Origin of the sequence: Marininema mesophilum, assembly GCF_900106775.1 — a bacterium.
Taxonomy (GTDB): domain Bacteria; phylum Bacillota; class Bacilli; order Thermoactinomycetales; family DSM-45169; genus Marininema; species Marininema mesophilum.
On sequence record NZ_FNNQ01000007.1, the window covers coordinates 88,502 to 105,287 of the forward strand.

Consider the following 16,786-nt stretch of genomic DNA (forward strand, 5'->3'; position numbering starts at 1 on the left):
TTGGGGTGACTGGCGATGCGTGTATTGATGATCCTGTTCCGAGACATCCATTCTGATGCCCGTGTGCAGCAGGAAGCCGTCGCCCTGGCCCAAATGGGCTGGGAAGTGGATATTGCCTGCGTGAAGACCACGGTCCAACCAACACCAGACTTACATGAGCGTGTCCGCTTACTTCGTTTTACGATACAGACCAAGCGATTAAAGCGGTTAGTTGACCGGCAAAAGGATCAACGGATGAAGCGAGGAGTTTATCGAGTTATCCGTAATCCTCTTGTAAAATTGGCAAAGGATGTTGTCGCTCAGAGGCAATTCTCCTTTAGAGTAGTGAGTCTCTGTGAGGATTCTAGCTACGATGTCATCCATTGCCATGATCCATATACCCTGAGTATTGGGGGGTATCTTAAGCGTAAACTAGGTGCCAGGCTGGTCTACGATTCCCATGAATTATTTAATGAACCGAATAGTAAAAATCGATGGGAACGAGCGATAGGATACCGTGCGGAATCCTTTTGGATTAATCATGTGGATCACCTGATTGCGGGAAATGAGTTTATGGCGAAGGAATTGGAAGCCCGGTATAGTGATGTGAAGACGACTGTTGTACGAAGCATACCGGATTCAATTGACCAATTACCTGATGATGAAGAGAAGCATTATTTTCATCAAAGTTTGGGTTTGGAACCCGATGCGAAAGTCATTTTGTATCACGGCACCTTTGTAAAAAACAGTGGGCTTGAAGAGCTGATAGCGTCTTTGAAGTATCTTCCATCTATATATAAAGCAGTGTTGATGGGTGATGGGGTGCAACGGGAGACCCTAGAAGTTTTGATCCAGGAAAATAACCTAGAGAGAAGAGTTTATTTTCACTCTCTTGTGCCTCCGCAAGAGATGCTTGAGTTGATCGCCCATGCTCATGTGGGAGTTGCCTTACAACCTAGCCAATGTATCAATCATCGATTAGCGACGCCCAATAAGATTTTTGAGTACATTCAGGCGGGATTGCCAGTGGTAGCGAGTGATCAACCCGGCAATTCGATTGTTATAGGTACCTATAAAGCGGGATTGCTTGTGGATCCATTGGACGTGCAAGGGATTTCACGTGCTATCGAAGAAATCGTGACGAATCCTCTTCCTTACTTCATCGGAACACTACGAGCGCGTAAAGAGATGACTTGGGAGAAAGAACGGAACCAATTGATAGAACTTTACCAAGGAATTGAGCAGGAACGTCAAGCGGTTGCTGTAGAAATGGATAAGGTGGGGGAGGAACTTGTTTCCATCAAACCTCGATTACGTGAGCTGTGATGGATTGAGAACCTTGGTATAGGGGGTGGTCCATATATTGACCCCAGTTGATATTCACAATAAAGAATTCAAGACCGCTTTACGTGGATATAACCGGGATGATGTAAATAATTTCCTGGATCAAGTGATTCACGCCTTCGAGATTTTGTTGCGAGGGGAGGGAATCCCTAAGCTCACCCCTGAGGAGATCGCAAAGCATAAGTTCCGTGTGGAAATGCGCGGATATCATCGGGATGAGGTCAATCAATATATCGATCAGATTATCGATAGTTATGAAGGAATCCTACAACAAAGTGCTTCACAGGAATTGGCCTTTGAAGAGGATCCGCCTGGACAATCCCACATTCCTGCTTCATTGCCACAAGCATACCCTGGGAATCATCAGCGTATCACACCAGAGGAAATCCATAGCCATCAGTTTCTCCACGCCCCCCATGGCTATGATATTCAAGGAGTCAATCAGTTTCTGGATCGGATCATCCATGATTATGCGGAAGTATTGGCGGAAAACAGGGAACTTTCGGAACGTCTCCGTCAATATGAAAGGCCATTCGGACGGTAACTGGTAGTAGAAGATACATAGATATATTAAAGAGCATCCCAATGGTTAAGTAGCAGGCTTGCTGAGTAAGCAACGCCTGCTTTATTATGTGATTGGATTTGGTAAGCATTTACGATTTAAATGTTTTTAGATGTTCCATAGAGCCTATTCCCTCTTTGAAGTATGAGTACACACTCTTTTCATTAGGTTGTACGAGGGGACAAAAAATGAAAAGTACTAAGTTAAGAGATAAGCTGACGTCTACATTGTTACATTCCACAGGTGTTAGTTTATCTTTTTGAGATGGATGCGCTCTTCATTATTAAGATATTCATGACAAAGCCAAGCCTCATACAGGGGGACATCGTATATGGGGACAATAAGGAGGTTTGTGTGATGGTGAAATGGGAAGCAACTAAAGAACTTGCCACATCGGAAGATGTAGAGCGACCTACACTACTCATAATTAACTATAAGATTACTCATTTCCCTGATGATAAGAAGCATTTGGCTCGGATGCGGTTGCTGGAATACTTGGAGTGGTGAATCATGGGGAGTCAGCTAAAGCTATTTTGTCCCAACATCTGAAAGAAGTTGTGCGAGAAAAAATACTTTGTTTCCCAAAGTGATTCTGAAGGAGCGTCGACGGTTTCAGCGAGTCGGCGCTCTCTTTCGATCTCTTGAAACAATTAAAGTTATACGACGGAATCGGAAGATAGATTGCTTAACGTAATTCCGACAAGTCGCACAGGTTAATGGTTCCAATGTTGCTACAATAATCGCATTGCACAATCGTAAAGGGAACGGCCGATATTAAGGGTTTGGCATGATGAGTGACCTATGCAGGGAAGGAAAATAGGCTCTATCAGAGTCAGCGAAACTGCTTCCCCATGCACTTCTCTCGACCTTACACGAACGCCACTTCCTCTGCGAGTTTAGTGAACAGTCTCTCCTGTGGAGATCAGATATCCCCCCACCTGATCTTATTTGGCCCATAGTAGTCAATACTCCAATATTACCCCCTAACTTTGATTCCTTAATTATTATAGTAAAATATAGTTAAGTGTAGTAAAATGAAGGAGGTTAAAGAGATTATGGGATATAAATTCATTTGTTAAAAGGAGAGAGCTCTATGAACAATCCATTGCTAACCATTTGGAGGAATCCAAGTGGCACATTCCAGGAGATATTAGACTCGAGGAGATGGTCTTCCGCGCTTTGGTTGGCTCCATTCATATACCTAACGGGTGTTTATGACCTACTCAGTAATGCCATGCGAAATGGATCTGGTGAATCTGTCGAAATTTACAAAATATTAATTTTATCATTGCTGGTTTCTCTTCTATGGGGTCCTATATCCTGGATTGTGGAATCCCTATTGTATTGGGGTGTGGGGCGGCTCTTTGGTGGGGATGGAGAGTGGCGTGAATCGATGTTAGCAGCCGTATGGACCAAAGTCCCTTTAATTATTTGTATGATTGTTATTTGGATCCCGTTGTTTATCATATTAGGTCCAGATTTATTTCGAAATAACTCAGACTTTACAGCTATCCAGGTAATTTTAGGATTGATTTTTTCTCTCTTCTGGTTCATAATCTTCATATTTTATCTTTATATTTCCTCGCATGTGATAACAGAAGCCCATGGATTTGAATCCAATTGGCGCGGGTTTTTTGTGTTTTTAGTTTCCAAAATCGGATACTTAATTCCGATGTTTATTGTTTATCTCATTTTACAGGCGATCTTGTTATGAGGGTATCTCCATGAAACGATTATTAATTATTGTTAATAATCGAAAAGGTACATCCACTGTAGAATATGTGATCATCCTCACGTTAGCTGCTTTATTTGGAGGAGTCCTAATCTCTGCGGTATCTGGCGGATCCGTATCCGATATGCTCAAGCAAAAAATAGAGCAAGCGATATCGGGCAAACTGTCTGGAGGGGATTCACAAGACTCTGCACCAGCGGGTAATCCGAATAGTTCTCAACCTGAACCCGATCCTTCAAGAGATGCAATAGTGCGTGGAACGTCTACACCATCAAGAGATGCAATAGGGTATGGTATTCTCGGTTCACTACTTGGTCCACTACCTAGTTTAATAGATCGTGATACACTGAGTGATGTTCGTGATAGTGAACTGGCTAAGTTTATGTTTGGTGATTATGATGGGAAAATTGCGAACTCACCAGGGGAACTGGCTTGGGACGGGATTTCTAGACTGATGGGAGGCCCGCAAGTTGCACTGCTGGGAAATTTGGATAGACACTTAACATATCAGGTGAAAAAGAATTTTAGTAAGGATGAAGTAGCTTTTTCAGTTTTGGGTGCCGATTTTACTCATCGGGATGTAATGGATACCATTTTAGGTTTTAATCCCTATAAGAATTTTAGGGAAGCGTTTGTCGGACGAAACGAAGTTTTGGAAGAGGATTTAGGAGTAGGTGAACGTGTACTTGCAGGTGCAGAAGGGGCTGTTAGTGTTATACCAGGAGCAGGTGCTGTTGCGAAAGTTGTAGAGAAAGTAGGAGTGGCTGGTGTGAAAGTAGGTGCAAAGGTTTTACCAAAAGCCCTACCCAAAATTATTAGTAAAGCCGGTCCATTAATTAATAAGGCAAAGGAATTATTTAGTAGTGGAGCGAAAGTTGCTGGTGACAAGCTAAGGAAAAATGGTGGCGATTTAATTAACCGCACGGTAAAGCGGGTTACTGATCCTATAAAAGACTATGCAGAGAAAAAATTGGGAGATACATTTGCTAAAGCTAGAAAAGGTGCCAAAGAGTTTGCGTGTAATTGGAATTTCTTAGGTAAGCGACCGCTTCCTTCTCAGCAATACGCATTGATCTACCTTACTCCAAGTAAGAATCCAGGCTGTGGCGATAAAAAACCTGGTGCCTCTGTATTTTCTCCACAAGGCTATGCTGAGAAAGTAAGTGATCGTACCAAGGTAGAAGCAGAAGACATCGGCGCAAAAACACCTCCGCAAGTATTAAGAGATGAGTTAAAGTCAGCAGGTGTAAAAACGCCACCTTATGCAAATGCAGCTCATCATATTGTGTCTTGGAAAGAGAAAAAAGCAGCAGAGGCCAGAAGGATTTTGGATAAGTTTGGAATTGAGTACGATTCCGCAGTCAATGGTGTATTTTTACCATATAAAGCAGGGGAAAAATATGCAGGAAGTGAAGCGCTTCATATAGGAAGTCACGGGAGAAGCTATTATGATGAGATAAACAGAAGGTTACGAGAGATAGAAGCACATCCAGGTAGTACCCAAAAAGATATTGTCAACGAATTGAATGAAATCAGGAAAGATTTAATGTCAGGAAAATTACCATTAAACTAGGAGGACGATCCGTTGTGAAAGTATGGGCATTGGAGAATGACCTCGAACAAGATTTTGAAGAGTTGCAATTGCTCCATTTTGATTCTGATTATGAAAAATATATGCAAAAAATACAGGAGGCTAAATCAATTGCTGATGATTGGGGGAGAGTAGAAGTTTTTTCATTGGAAGAAGATGGCCGAGAATGTGATTCCCCAAAATTTTGGGGAGGTTCTTGTATACCCGTTTTTTCAGAGAAAGCGTTGGATGTAGTAAATGATATGATAACGGATCACACAGAGGTGCTCCCTTTAAAGCATCCAACAAATCAGTATTTTATTATCAATGTAATCCAAGTGATCGATGCGATTGATTACAATCATTCGGTGTTGAAAGAGTTGAGCTCAGGACTACGAGTAGGGTTTAAAAAGTATGCTTTTCATCCAGAGAGATTGCTGGGCCAACATATTTTTAAAGTGTATCTTGATAGTCGACCACATCTAAATGTGTTGGTATCGGATGAATTTAAAAATAGAGTAGAAGCAAGGTTCTTAACTGGATTTAGATTTGAAAAAGTATGGGATTCTGATGAAAGGTAGCATGAGCAAACATAGAAAAGTTTTACGTTGATCTAAACTATTTTTCACTCAGTAAATGACTCTTATATTTATAGGAGTCATTTTTTTATTGGAGATCGTGTGGTTTTCTCGCGAATCCGTAATGGATTTCCAGCACAAAACACGCTTGCTTAGATTATCCTTGTACTATATTTGATATTGTGCCAATTTAATAGAGTTGTTGGATGTTCGTTTTTGCGATGCCTTATTCTAAAAAGTAACCCTCTGGTCGCAATGGTTCTCCAGTTTTATGTAAAATAAAGGTATTCAATGTTGATAATAGATGGTAATACACCGTTTAAGAGTTATTTGCCGCTGAAACTTCTTGCACCTAAAATAACAAAGATGCCCCCTTAAATTATGGTAGATTATCCCTAAGGAGTTACCACAGTTAAGAGGGCATTTTCTATTATTCTATACTATATTTTGTAATAGATTCATTTTCTTACTTTTTCTGACTCTCGTTTAGAGAAGAAATGTTTCAATGAATCATAGACCTGACCCTTTTCTCTGATGACGTAGTGCATAAACTTGGGATTATCGATGTTCTTGTAGGCGGTCATGAGAGTAGAGTGGCGATTATACAGGATAAAATCTCGAAGATGTCCGGGGTCATTTTAGTAGAGATGAATAAATTTCCCTTTCCTTCACAACTAATGGAAAAAAGAAATTTGACACGACGGTTTTAAAATTGCGTTTATTAGAGGGATCTAAGAAACGAGTGATTGATGAATGGAATGAAAGACGAAATCGACCCTTCAGATTCTAGTCTCACCTTAGAATGGACTTACAATGATAGCTTCGATGGATTTACCGAACCTGGGAAATATACTTTACAAGTTCTTCGCGGAAGCACACTATTAGAAAATACCACGAGGGATTTCATCATAGGATGGAGTCCCTCGTTGTTTTAGAGACAGCACACCCTTTATTTCAGCTGCTACAGCTCTATGGGCATCTTCGAGAAGTATATCGCCCGTAGCTTCTTCTTTTGGATGACCCGTTTCCTCCGTACCAAATACGATCACGTGGACATCGTCTTCATCGCTCACCACACCGAAGCGAAGGAAGTGTCAGAGGATCATTTTTTCAGTAAGGGCGAATCTGGCGGCACCATCTGCTCCTCCGCCTATCGAAAAGCCCTTGAAATTATCGATAGTCGCTATCCACCAAGTCGCTTTAACATCTATCCCTTTCACTTCTCCGATGGCGATAATCTCACCTCAGACAATGAACGCTGTGTCAAACTGGTAAATGAATTGATGAAACGTTCCAATTTATTTGGATATGGTGAAGTAAACCCCGTCATCGGTCCAATCTCCAAAACTGATCTTTGCTCTGATTCCTGTAGAATCCGTAAAATACCCCTCAAAAAGTGTAGAGCCAAAGAGGATAGGGGAATGATACGATAGGAGTAAATCAATGTAGTAAAGGAGGAGGGTGTTCCTTTGGAAACCCATCCGAGAAAAGAGAAGCACGAGGGGGCTTGGAGTAAGATCGGGGGATGGGCTACTGTTGCCTTTGGTGCGGTGAAGTTTTTGCCTGGGCTCTTAAAGTTGGGGAAGGCAGGCGGTACACTGATCAGCATGCTAATCACTATTGGTGCCTACGCCCTAGTTTTTCCATGGTCTTTCTCTATCGGGCTTGTTGCAATGATTTTTATTCATGAGATGGGACATATCTGGGCAGCTAGACATAAGAAACTACCCGTATCTGCACCGGCATTTATTCCTTTTTTGGGAGCGTTAATTACCTTAAAAAAACTACCCCAGGATGCAGAAACAGAAGCGTATGTGGCATTAGGAGGCCCTTTGGTAGGGAGTGCGGGTGCTTTTGTTTGTTATCTCCTGGGAGTTTGGACGGGGTGGGAAGTTCTAAGCGCGATAGCGGCGATTGGTTTTATTATCAATTTGTTTAACTTGTTGCCGATTCATCCTCTGGACGGTGGGCGCATCGTTACAGCGATCTCCCGCTGGTTCTGGGCTATTGGATTAGTAGGGGGGCTCGCACTCATTATTTACACAAAAAGTTTACTTTTAATTGTGATCTGGTTGTTGTTTGCTTTTGAATTATGGGAGGCCTTTTTCTCGCGTCGGCGTGGAAAATTGAAAAAGGTAACGATGGTTGCTGAGGCTGATGTTTCACAATTTCTTGATCGAGGTCTACCGATTCCAGCAGGTAAAGATCGTCGAGACTTACCCTTTCAGCAGTATTGTTCGATGGATGATCAGGAGCATTGGTGTGATATCTATTATCCTGGTATAGGCATCATTCATCGCATGAATGGGTTTTCAGGATTTTTTGAAGGGGTAAGCTTAACGAAAACGGATGTAAAGAAGGGTAGCAATGGGGATGAAATGCTGAAGATGAGCCTAGAGGCGCAATACATGCCTGGAGATGATGAAACCATGCTTCGTAAGGATAAGGCGTATTATCAGGTAGCACCTCGCGTTCGTCTTGCCTATGGCACAGCTTATCTCGGTCTTGCTACTTTCTTGGTATACATGTTGTATAAGCTTGGAACGTTACCTTTGATGGATTCTAGTGTAGTGAGCTAAGGTCTGGTTTCTTATTTGGAAAAATAGAATCTAAATTGATTTTTAATTTTGATGTGGAGGTTTACTAAGTGAGCAAACTTCCTAAAAATCGGTTTGAAAGAGCAAAAGCATTCATAAAATCAAATGCGCGGCAATTAGATCGTTCTCGGTTTGAATTTCTATTTGAAAATGGAAGTAAGGAAGGTGTCTTAAACCAATTAAAAAGATATCAAAATGAGGATGGCGGCTTTGGACATGGTATTGAGCCAGACTTTTGGTTGCCCAATTCTTCTCCAATGGCTACATGGGCAGCAGGACAAATCTTGATGGAAATTGATGCCGATAAAAATGAACCAATGGTTGGGTCGATGATTTCTTATTTGATGAATACTGTGGATATTGAAACTGGAATGTGGGATTCTGTACTGCCTGAGAATAATGAATATCCACACGCCCCTTGGTGGCATTGGGAGGAAGGTATTCAAGAAAATTGGATGTTTAATCCTAGTGCAGAGCTGGCTGCATTTCTTGTTCATTGGTCTTCTGAGCAAAAAAGTACTGAAATAGGATGGAGTGCTATTGGAAAAGCCGTAGACCACCTAATGGAAAGAACTGAAATGGACAGTCATGAAATAAATAACTATCTTAAATTAGTTAAAATTATAAAAAATTATGAGTTCACTTTTGATGTTAAAATTGAATATTCGTTGATAAGCGTTTCTGAGCAAGTATGGAAGCTTGCTGAAAAATGTGTAGATAAGGATGTTTCAACTTGGAACAAAGGCTATAAAGCATTGCCGTTAGATTTTATCGATCATCCAAATGATCCTCTTTGTGAAATTTTTGGTTCCCTTGTTGAAGAGAATCTCAATATGTATAGTGAACAATTGTCTGACGAAGGATTTTGGGATATTTCATGGAGTTGGGGGAGTTACCCAGAAGAATTTGAAATTGCGAGAAGAGATTGGTGGGGTATTATCGCCGTAAATAGATTGAAGCAGTTTAAGGAGTTTGGTTATTTGGTATAGGAATATGAGGACGTAAGAACAAAAAAACCCCCAATAATTCATCTCATTGGATGTCTTTAAATGGGGTTTATCTGGTTTGTAAATAAATGGGCCCATAATTATTTTTATATGGGTAATTAGGGGCCCTTTTTGGATCTGGTGAATTTCTATTGAACAGCGATAATGGGATATCGCTTAGTATTAGGAGGATTGACGCTGTGAGCGGCGTTGTTTTGGATGTCGGCTACGATTACGATACAATTGTATGAACACTAGATTGGATGGACGTTGTTCGGTGATATCGATAATGGTTGGGGTTGGAGGCTCGGGCTTCGCCGTCGGTTGCACGGTGAGTCCCAGCCTCTGACCTATTCGATGGAAGAGCGAAGGAGTATCCTGTTTAGGTAGTTGGCAACATTCGTCGGCTTCTTCTTGTTTAGAGCGGATGTGGTACTCAAGAGAATAGCTATTTAAGTTCATTAGATGAACTCCTCCTTATTGGGTGGTACGTGATCATGGATAAAAGCGATGGCTTAGGTGGAAAATGCTCCAGAGGTCTTGCTCCTTTCTATTTTGTTTTCTAGACACAAAAATACCGTAGGCACCTGCCTACGGTACTTTCTTCCTAAGATACCAAAAATGGGTTGTCTCAGGGAAGAAAAAGCCGTAGGTCGTTGACGACCCACGGCATTGTATCGCCTAGTTAGCCATGGGTTTCCCCGAGGCGTGGAGTCGTCGGAATAAGCTCAGTGGTAAAGGTGACATCATTACACTGAGCGGAGTCTCATTCTTACCGTGGGGAAGAACAAACTCGTTTTCAACACGGATAGCGTATGCATTTATCGCTTTTGTGGGAGAAACTTGGGTTTCATTTTGTGAGATTGTGATATCCGCATACATTCCGACGACCTCCTTTCAAAAGTGAATGTTACAGTGTAGATATTATAATTTTACATGGTTTTTCCAGTTCAGTCAACTGAATATTTCTTAAATAGGTGATTGTTTGGATTTATTTGAGGGAGCAGGATATAGTTATTTTCTTTTCATAAAAATATTAATGAAACAGGGGGCACAAAAATGGTGACAAAACATGACTCAGGAATACTATTTGATATGGATGGAACGTTATTTCAGACAGAGAAAGTAGCTGTCCCCGCTTTTCATCGGACGTTTCAACGGTTAGTCGATAGGGGTTTATATAAGGGAAAGTCTCCAACAGATGATCAGGTTTGTTCCGTATTTGGAATGACGAGTGCAGATATCTGGGAGCGTTTATTGCCAGGAGCTTCGGTGGAAGTGAAGGAGCAGGCAGATGGCTGGTGGTTAGAAGATGAGTTGGACTGCCTTTCTGAAGGGTTGGGAGCCCTTTATCCTGGAGTAAAAGAAACCTTGATTGAACTAAAGGAACGAGGATGGAAATTGGTCATTGCGAGTAATGGTCTTGCCCCTTATCTGCACGGGATATTAGCTAAATTCGAGCTAGATCGTGTTTTTGATGGAGTGTATTCCGCGGCGGAAGAAAAGGTGGCGAAAAAAAGCGAGTTGATCCGGATTTTGCTCCAAGAGATGGGAATCCGTAGAGGGTTTATGATTGGGGATCGCAGTTCAGATGTAGAGGGCGGAAAGGGGAATGAATTACCTGTCATCGGTTGTCGATATACGGGATTCCCCACCTTCGCCGATGAGGGTGAACTACGGGGAGCAGATCATGTGATTGATCATTTCAGCCAAATTAAGGGGCTTGTGGGGAATCCCAAATGATGAAATGAAGATCAATAAATTGATCGTTTATCCAATAAGATAATGATTAAACCCAAGCAATAAGGAGGCTGTGTATGGGAACAAGTAGTGTATGGTTTATTCCTCATTGGGAGATGGCGGTGCGGTTATTGGTCGCTACGGTGCTAGGCGGTCTGATTGGTTGGGAAAGGGAGCATAACAACCATCCAGCTGGCCTTAGAACTCATATTTTGGTTTCGGTGGGATCTTGCCTCATAATGTTGTTATCCATCTATGGTTTTGCTGCCTTTGCAGATGAGGATAAAGTACGGCTTGACCCCAGTCGGATTGCCGCTCAAGTTGTGAGTGGGATTGGTTTTTTAGGTGCAGGAACGATTTTGCGCCATGGTTTTACGGTGAGTGGACTAACCACTGCTGCATCGTTGTGGGTAGTAGCGGCGATCGGGCTCGCGGCGGGGGCGGGATTTCATTTTTCAGCAGTGGTGACAACCGTGATTGCTCTGGTGAGCCTGGAGTTACTCAACCGAGCGGAGAGTTTTCTCTTTCGGCGGAAGCGATTGATTACTATGCGGATTGATACGGACAAAAGTCCTGGCAGGATGGGAGAGTTGGCGACTGCGATTGGGGCGATTGGTATCCAAATTCGTAAAGTGACCATTGATCACGGAGAGGTGAATGGCAATCGTCTGCAGATTTTCTTTACCATGAAATTACCTGGGGATATGGAGTTGTCAAAGCTCATCGAAGCGATAGAAGATGTGAAGGGTACTAGAGAGGTCCATGTGGAGTAATGGATACGTGTACTGTTTCGTGTGAATCAACCATACATAGTAACCGAGGGCTTCTTTTTGCCCAATTTTGACTAACGGGATTACAAGCCAGGCAATGCGGGTATGTATTGAATAGACAAAACTCCGCGTTGATTGACTACCTGTACGCTGAGGGAGATGAGGAACGGGGAGCGGAATCCCCGTTTTTTCGTATGATCTGGGCAGGTACGGAAAGAATGTTACTGGAATCCATCGGTAAAGCTACTTGGCAAAGGTTTTGACGTTCAGTATAATGAACTTACAAGGTCAAAGTTAGTCAAAGTCAGCAGGAGGTACTCTCGATGTCAAGTATTTCGGACATCATTGAACGCTATCTGATCCAAATGCTCCAAGATGCTCCTTCCGGCATACTGCAAGTGAAGCGTAGCGAATTGGCGGATTTGTTCCAGTGCGTACCGTCCCAAATTAACTATGTGATTAGTACCCGATTTACTGTGGAAAAAGGTTATGTCGTGGAAAGTAAACGCGGGGGTGGCGGATATATTCGCCTGTTTAAAGTACAACCGCCATCGTCGGGGGATTATTATGAACTCCTTCAAGAGCTGATTGGTTCCCAGATGAGTCAATCGGCGGCGGAGGACCTCATCTATCGTCTTATTGACGAGGGTTGGATGTCGGTGCGAGAAGCCACCTTGGTGCGTAAGATGATTTCCCGAGATGTATTGGATTTACCGATGCTTGTGCGGGATCAAGTGCGGGCTCGGATGATGCGGTCAGTGGTGACGACGTTATATGCAAGCAAAGGAGAGTGAGCCGGATGCAGTGCCAGGAATGTGGCGAACGGTCGGCGACCCTTCATTACACCAAGATCATTAATGGCGAAAAAACGGAGTTCCATCTATGTGAATCATGCGCCAGAGAAAAGGGTGAGCAGATGCCTGGCATTGATGGGAGCTTCTCGATTCATAATCTGCTCTCTGGTCTTCTTAACCTGGATACCTCCATCTCGGAAGGGCAACACCAGGTTCATGATGAAACGCCATCAATGGGTGTTCGATGTCCTACATGTGGTTTGACGTATACTCAGTTTTCTAAAATTGGCCGTTTTGGGTGTAGTGATTGTTATCAGGCCTTTGATGATCGCCTGGATCCTTTGTTCCGTCGAGTGCATGGGCACACCTCGCATCGAGGAAAAGTGCCTCACCGTACAGGGGGGCGTTTGAAGATCCGGAGAGAAGTTGAGCAATTAAAACAGGATATGTCCCGTCGGATTGAGAATGAGGAATTTGAAGAAGCCGCCCGAATTAGAGACCGGATCCGGTCTCTACAGGAGAAATTGGCGGGTCAGGGGGGGTAGCCGTCCATGTCGCTGAAGCGTTTTACTGAACATGCGTTGAGTGAATGGATGCGTGGAAAAGGTCCGCAGTCGGACATTGTTATTTCCAGTCGGGTTCGAGTCGCTCGTAACCTGTCGGGTCTTCCCTTTCCGATGCTAGCTACATCCGCGCAATCTTCACAGGTAGTCCGTCGAGTGGAGGAAGCCCTTTACGCGGCTAAAGAACTTCCGGTTTTAAAGGAAGCAGAGTTGATCCGCATGGACGATCTCTCTGAATTAGAGAAACGGGTGTTGGTGGAAAAGCATCTGATTAGTCCTCAATTAGCGGAAGAGTCCCGTCATGGAGCGGTTGTCTTATCGAAGGATGAGGCGATTAGCATCATGATTAATGAAGAGGATCATATTCGTATTCAGGTTCTTTATCCAGGATTTCAACCCCAGGAAGCATGGCGGATCGCCAATCAATTGGATGATTGGTTTGAAAAGCACCTAACCTATGCTTTTAGTGAACAGACTGGGTATTTGACCAGTTGTCCTACCAATGTAGGAACGGGAATTCGAGCATCGGTGATGGTTCATCTCCCTGCACTAGCGATCACCAAGCAGCTCTCTCGGCTTTTCCCTGCGATTACACAAGTAGGGCTTGCCGTAAGAGGGATTTATGGTGAGGGGAGTGAGGCTCTGGGTAATCTATATCAAGTCTCTAACCAGGTTACCCTGGGGCAGCGAGAAGAGGAGATCATCGATAAGCTAGCCAGTGTAGTAAAACAGATGATCCAACATGAGCAAAGTGCTCGCCGCCGGTTAGCTGAGGGGACACCGATTCAGTTGGAAGATCGGTTGTACCGCTCCTATGGTGTTCTTTCCCAGGCGCGAGTCATTAGCACCAAAGAAGCGATGGAACGATTATCTGATCTTCGTTTAGGTATAGATATGGGGATTTTAAGTGATATCGATGCCAATGTGATGAATGAATTGATCGTGATGACCCAGCCTGGTTTTCTACAACAATACGCTCAGGAGCGGCTGGACTCTCAGGAGAGAGATATCCGCCGGGCAGTAATGATCCGGGAGCGCCTACATCATGAAGGAACAGAGGATGAGCAGTAAGAGAAATCGATCATTGGCTGAACCAGATACCAAGTGAGGTGGGATGACCATGATGTTTGGACGATTTACGGAGAGAGCGCAAAAGGTATTAGCGCTAGCTCAAGAAGAGGCAGTCCGTCTCGGCCATAGCAATATCGGTACAGAACATATCCTGCTCGGACTGGTGAGGGAAGGGGAAGGGATCGCTGCGAAAGCCCTTATGGGGTTAGGACTTGGTCTAGAAAAGATCCAGAAGGAAGTAGAGACCCTCATTGGCCGCGGACAAGGCCAACCTACCAATATCGCCTACACCCCCCGGGCAAAGAAGGTGATCGAGCTTTCTATCGACGAAGCGCGTAAGCTTGGACATACTTACGTAGGCACCGAGCATATTCTCCTTGGTTTGATTAGAGAAGGAGAAGGTGTTGCTGCACGAGTGCTAAACAACTTAGGCGTTTCCCTGAATAAAGCACGTCAACAAGTGCTACAACTCTTAGGGAGCTCTGAGGCAGTATCCTCCCATCAGGGTTCTGGAAATAATGCCAATACCCCTACTTTAGATAGCTTAGCCAGGGATCTAACAGCATCTGCAAAGGAAGACAACCTTGACCCTGTGATTGGTCGGAGTAAAGAAATAGAGCGTGTAATCCAAGTGCTCTCTCGCCGTACCAAAAATAACCCGGTTCTTATTGGAGAACCAGGTGTAGGGAAAACAGCCATCGCGGAAGGATTGGCGCAGAAAATCGTGGATGGTGAAACGCCGGAAACCTTGCGCGGTAAACGAGTGATGACCCTAGATATGGGGACTGTCGTTGCAGGTACCAAATACCGCGGCGAATTTGAGGATCGACTGAAAAAGATTATGGACGAGATCCGTCAGGCAGGGAATGTGGTTCTCTTTATCGATGAGCTACACACCTTGATTGGAGCGGGAGGCGCAGAAGGGGCTATCGATGCCTCCAATATCCTGAAGCCTGCGCTTGCGCGAGGGGATCTGCAGTGTATTGGTGCGACTACCCTGGATGAATACCGGAAATATATCGAAAAAGATGCTGCTTTGGAGCGTCGCTTCCAGCCGATCACAGTGGATGAACCGACGAAGGAGGAAGCCTTCCAAATCCTCCAAGGCCTCCGAGATCGCTATGAGGCGCATCATCGGGTGAAGATTACCGATGAGGCTATCGATGCCGCAGTAAAGCTCTCGGATCGGTACATTACGGATCGCTTCCTTCCGGATAAAGCCATTGACCTCATTGACGAAGCAGCTTCAAAAGTACGCCTCTCCTCCTACACTATTCCGCCAGACTTAAAGGAAATGGAGCAGAAGCTAGACGGCGTTCGTAAAGAAAAAGATGCCGCGGTTCAAAGTCAGGAGTTTGAAAAGGCAGCTGGCTTGCGTGATAACGAACAGAAACTTCGGGAAGAGCTGGAAAATACCCGAAGCCGCTGGAAGGCAGACCAAGGGAAAACAGATTCTGAAGTGAATGCAGAGGATATCGCCGATATCGTGGGTAGTTGGACAGGAATTCCTGTTCGGAAGTTGGCGGAGGATGAGTCCGAGCGCCTTCTCAACATGGAGGGGATCCTGCATAAACGGGTGATCGGTCAAGATGAAGCGGTTCGCTCGGTCTCCCAGGCAATTCGCCGAGCGCGGGCTGGATTGAAGGATCCGAAGCGTCCGATTGGTTCATTCATCTTCCTCGGCCCCACGGGTGTAGGGAAAACGGAGCTCGCCCGTGCCTTGGCGGAAGCGATGTTTGGGGATGAGGATGCGACGATTCGCATCGATATGTCCGAGTATATGGAGAAGCACTCTACATCTCGTCTCGTCGGTGCACCTCCAGGATATGTTGGTTACGATGAGGGTGGTCAACTAACAGAAAAAGTACGCCGCAAACCCTACTCCGTCGTTCTCTTTGATGAAGTGGAGAAGGCTCATCCCGAAGTGTTTAATGTGATGCTTCAGGTGCTTGAGGATGGTCGACTTACCGATGGGAAAGGACGCACGGTGGATTTTCGTAATACGGTGATCATCATGACTTCCAATGTGGGAGCTAACTTGATTAGGCAGAATAAACGGCTTGGTTTCGCTGTTGGCGATACCTCAGCGGATGAGTACGAAGCAATGAAGGAAAATGTGATGGAGGAGCTGAAGAAAAGCTTCCGTCCTGAATTCCTCAACCGTATCGATGACGTGATCGTCTTCCATTCCTTGAAAGAGGAACATCTCCAAGAGATTGTGACCCTGATGTCTGATCAACTGCGCAAGAGGCTTCAGGAGCAGGAAATTGATTTTGTCCTTAGCGATGCAGCGGCGAAACAATTGGCGAAGAGTGGGTTTGATCCCACCTATGGGGCGCGTCCATTGCGTAGAGCCATTCAAAAGCATATTGAGGACCGTCTTTCGGAAGAGTTACTAAAAGGAAATATCAAACATGGTGACACGGTAGAAATTAAGGAGAAAGATGGAAAACTAACCTTCCATCGTACCGAACTTTCTTCCTCGGTGAAGTAAGAAAAA

The 16,786-nt window shown here is 44.2% G+C and carries 16 protein-coding genes and 2 pseudogenes; 16 read left to right on the forward strand and 2 right to left on the reverse strand.

Translation table 11 applies throughout. From position 1 onward, the window contains the following. The first annotated feature begins 15 nt into the window (after window positions 1-15). The 6 genes from BLV90_RS08355 to BLV90_RS08375 all read left to right on the forward strand — a co-directional run bounded on the left by BLV90_RS08355 (window position 16) and on the right by BLV90_RS08375 (window position 5,768). Complete coding sequence (locus BLV90_RS08355) at window positions 16-1,305, forward strand: glycosyltransferase family 4 protein (protein WP_091739167.1); 1,290 nt, start codon at window positions 16-18, stop codon at window positions 1,303-1,305. Between the two features lie 37 nt (window positions 1,306-1,342). Then, window positions 1,343-1,867 carry a DivIVA domain-containing protein gene (locus BLV90_RS08360; protein WP_245726298.1) on the forward strand — a complete coding sequence of 175 codons (525 nt, stop codon included), beginning with the start codon at window positions 1,343-1,345 and terminating at the stop codon, window positions 1,865-1,867. A 375-nt stretch (window positions 1,868-2,242) separates the two neighbouring features. Continuing rightward, on the forward strand, window positions 2,243-2,392 hold the full coding sequence (locus BLV90_RS16210; protein WP_177167963.1) for a hypothetical protein: 150 nt from the start codon (window positions 2,243-2,245) through the stop codon (window positions 2,390-2,392). 586 nt (window positions 2,393-2,978) lie between these two features. Beyond that, window positions 2,979-3,599 (forward strand): Yip1 family protein, encoded by a 621-nt coding sequence (locus tag BLV90_RS16835; RefSeq protein ID WP_091739173.1) that lies wholly within the window; start codon window positions 2,979-2,981, stop codon window positions 3,597-3,599. A 10-nt stretch (window positions 3,600-3,609) separates the two neighbouring features. After that, window positions 3,610-5,190: a DUF4244 domain-containing protein gene (locus BLV90_RS08370; RefSeq protein ID WP_091739176.1), complete on the forward strand. Its 1,581-nt coding sequence runs from the start codon at window positions 3,610-3,612 to the stop codon at window positions 5,188-5,190. Window positions 5,191-5,204: 14 nt separating this feature from the next. Continuing rightward, window positions 5,205-5,768, forward strand: a complete 564-nt coding sequence (locus tag BLV90_RS08375) for an imm11 family protein (RefSeq protein ID WP_091739179.1) — start codon at window positions 5,205-5,207, stop codon at window positions 5,766-5,768. A 455-nt stretch (window positions 5,769-6,223) separates the two neighbouring features. Here the strand turns inward: BLV90_RS08375 and BLV90_RS16530 are convergent. Next, window positions 6,224-6,370, reverse strand: a pseudogene (locus tag BLV90_RS16530) (sporulation protein YhbH); the annotation flags it as partial. A 363-nt stretch (window positions 6,371-6,733) separates the two neighbouring features. Between BLV90_RS16530 and BLV90_RS08380 the strand changes: the two are divergent. The 3 genes and pseudogenes from BLV90_RS08380 to BLV90_RS08390 all read left to right on the forward strand — a co-directional run. Then, a pseudogene (locus BLV90_RS08380) lies at window positions 6,734-7,087 on the forward strand (DUF444 family protein); the annotation flags it as partial. A gap of 147 nt (window positions 7,088-7,234) precedes the next feature. After that, window positions 7,235-8,344: a site-2 protease family protein gene (locus tag BLV90_RS08385; RefSeq protein ID WP_091739180.1), complete on the forward strand. Its 1,110-nt coding sequence runs from the start codon at window positions 7,235-7,237 to the stop codon at window positions 8,342-8,344. A gap of 68 nt (window positions 8,345-8,412) precedes the next feature. Further along, the gene (locus BLV90_RS08390) at window positions 8,413-9,351 is read left to right on the forward strand and encodes a hypothetical protein (protein WP_091739182.1); all 939 of its coding nucleotides are present in this window, start codon (window positions 8,413-8,415) and stop codon (window positions 9,349-9,351) included. Window positions 9,352-9,531: 180 nt separating this feature from the next. Here the strand turns inward: BLV90_RS08390 and BLV90_RS08395 are convergent, their stop codons facing one another. Beyond that, entirely contained in the window at window positions 9,532-9,810 is a 279-nt protein-coding gene (locus BLV90_RS08395) for a hypothetical protein (RefSeq protein WP_091739185.1), read from the reverse strand. A gap of 597 nt (window positions 9,811-10,407) precedes the next feature. On the opposite strand from BLV90_RS08395, the gene BLV90_RS08405 reads away from it, so the two are divergent. The 7 genes from BLV90_RS08405 to BLV90_RS08430 all read left to right on the forward strand — a co-directional run bounded on the left by BLV90_RS08405 (window position 10,408) and on the right by BLV90_RS08430 (window position 16,780). After that, window positions 10,408-11,091: an HAD family hydrolase gene (locus BLV90_RS08405; protein ID WP_091739191.1), complete on the forward strand. Its 684-nt coding sequence runs from the start codon at window positions 10,408-10,410 to the stop codon at window positions 11,089-11,091. A gap of 74 nt (window positions 11,092-11,165) precedes the next feature. Continuing rightward, on the forward strand, window positions 11,166-11,861 hold the full coding sequence (locus BLV90_RS08410) for an MgtC/SapB family protein (RefSeq protein ID WP_091739194.1): 696 nt from the start codon (window positions 11,166-11,168) through the stop codon (window positions 11,859-11,861). A 107-nt stretch (window positions 11,862-11,968) separates the two neighbouring features. Beyond that, the gene (locus BLV90_RS16215; protein WP_177167964.1) at window positions 11,969-12,121 is read left to right on the forward strand and encodes a hypothetical protein; all 153 of its coding nucleotides are present in this window, start codon (window positions 11,969-11,971) and stop codon (window positions 12,119-12,121) included. Window positions 12,122-12,181: 60 nt separating this feature from the next. Continuing rightward, on the forward strand, window positions 12,182-12,652 hold the full coding sequence (locus tag BLV90_RS08415; RefSeq protein WP_091739197.1) for a CtsR family transcriptional regulator: 471 nt from the start codon (window positions 12,182-12,184) through the stop codon (window positions 12,650-12,652). Window positions 12,653-12,657: 5 nt separating this feature from the next. Then, entirely contained in the window at window positions 12,658-13,197 is a 540-nt protein-coding gene (gene mcsA / locus BLV90_RS08420; protein WP_091739200.1) for a protein-arginine kinase activator protein McsA, read from the forward strand. A 6-nt stretch (window positions 13,198-13,203) separates the two neighbouring features. Beyond that, on the forward strand, window positions 13,204-14,286 hold the full coding sequence (gene mcsB, locus BLV90_RS08425; protein ID WP_091739203.1) for a protein-arginine kinase McsB: 1,083 nt from the start codon (window positions 13,204-13,206) through the stop codon (window positions 14,284-14,286). Between the two features lie 49 nt (window positions 14,287-14,335). Then, a complete protein-coding gene (locus tag BLV90_RS08430) occupies window positions 14,336-16,780 on the forward strand; it encodes an ATP-dependent Clp protease ATP-binding subunit (protein ID WP_091739206.1) in 2,445 nt (814 codons plus the stop codon). Window positions 16,781-16,786 lie beyond the last annotated feature (6 nt).

Coding starts and splice junctions, on each gene's coding strand:
- BLV90_RS08355 (WP_091739167.1), top strand. CDS start 16: ATGCGTGTATTGATGATCCTGTTCCGAGACATCCATTCTGATGCCCGT.
- BLV90_RS16210 (WP_177167963.1), top strand. CDS start 2,243: ATGGTGAAATGGGAAGCAACTAAAGAACTTGCCACATCGGAAGATGTA.
- BLV90_RS16835 (WP_091739173.1), top strand. CDS start 2,979: ATGAACAATCCATTGCTAACCATTTGGAGGAATCCAAGTGGCACATTC.
- BLV90_RS08370 (WP_091739176.1), top strand. CDS start 3,610: ATGAAACGATTATTAATTATTGTTAATAATCGAAAAGGTACATCCACT.
- BLV90_RS08395 (WP_091739185.1), bottom strand. CDS start 9,810: ATGAACTTAAATAGCTATTCTCTTGAGTACCACATCCGCTCTAAACAA.
- BLV90_RS08405 (WP_091739191.1), top strand. CDS start 10,408: ATGGTGACAAAACATGACTCAGGAATACTATTTGATATGGATGGAACG.
- BLV90_RS08410 (WP_091739194.1), top strand. CDS start 11,166: ATGGGAACAAGTAGTGTATGGTTTATTCCTCATTGGGAGATGGCGGTG.
- BLV90_RS08415 (WP_091739197.1), top strand. CDS start 12,182: ATGTCAAGTATTTCGGACATCATTGAACGCTATCTGATCCAAATGCTC.
- mcsA (WP_091739200.1), top strand. CDS start 12,658: ATGCAGTGCCAGGAATGTGGCGAACGGTCGGCGACCCTTCATTACACC.
- mcsB (WP_091739203.1), top strand. CDS start 13,204: ATGTCGCTGAAGCGTTTTACTGAACATGCGTTGAGTGAATGGATGCGT.
- BLV90_RS08430 (WP_091739206.1), top strand. CDS start 14,336: ATGATGTTTGGACGATTTACGGAGAGAGCGCAAAAGGTATTAGCGCTA.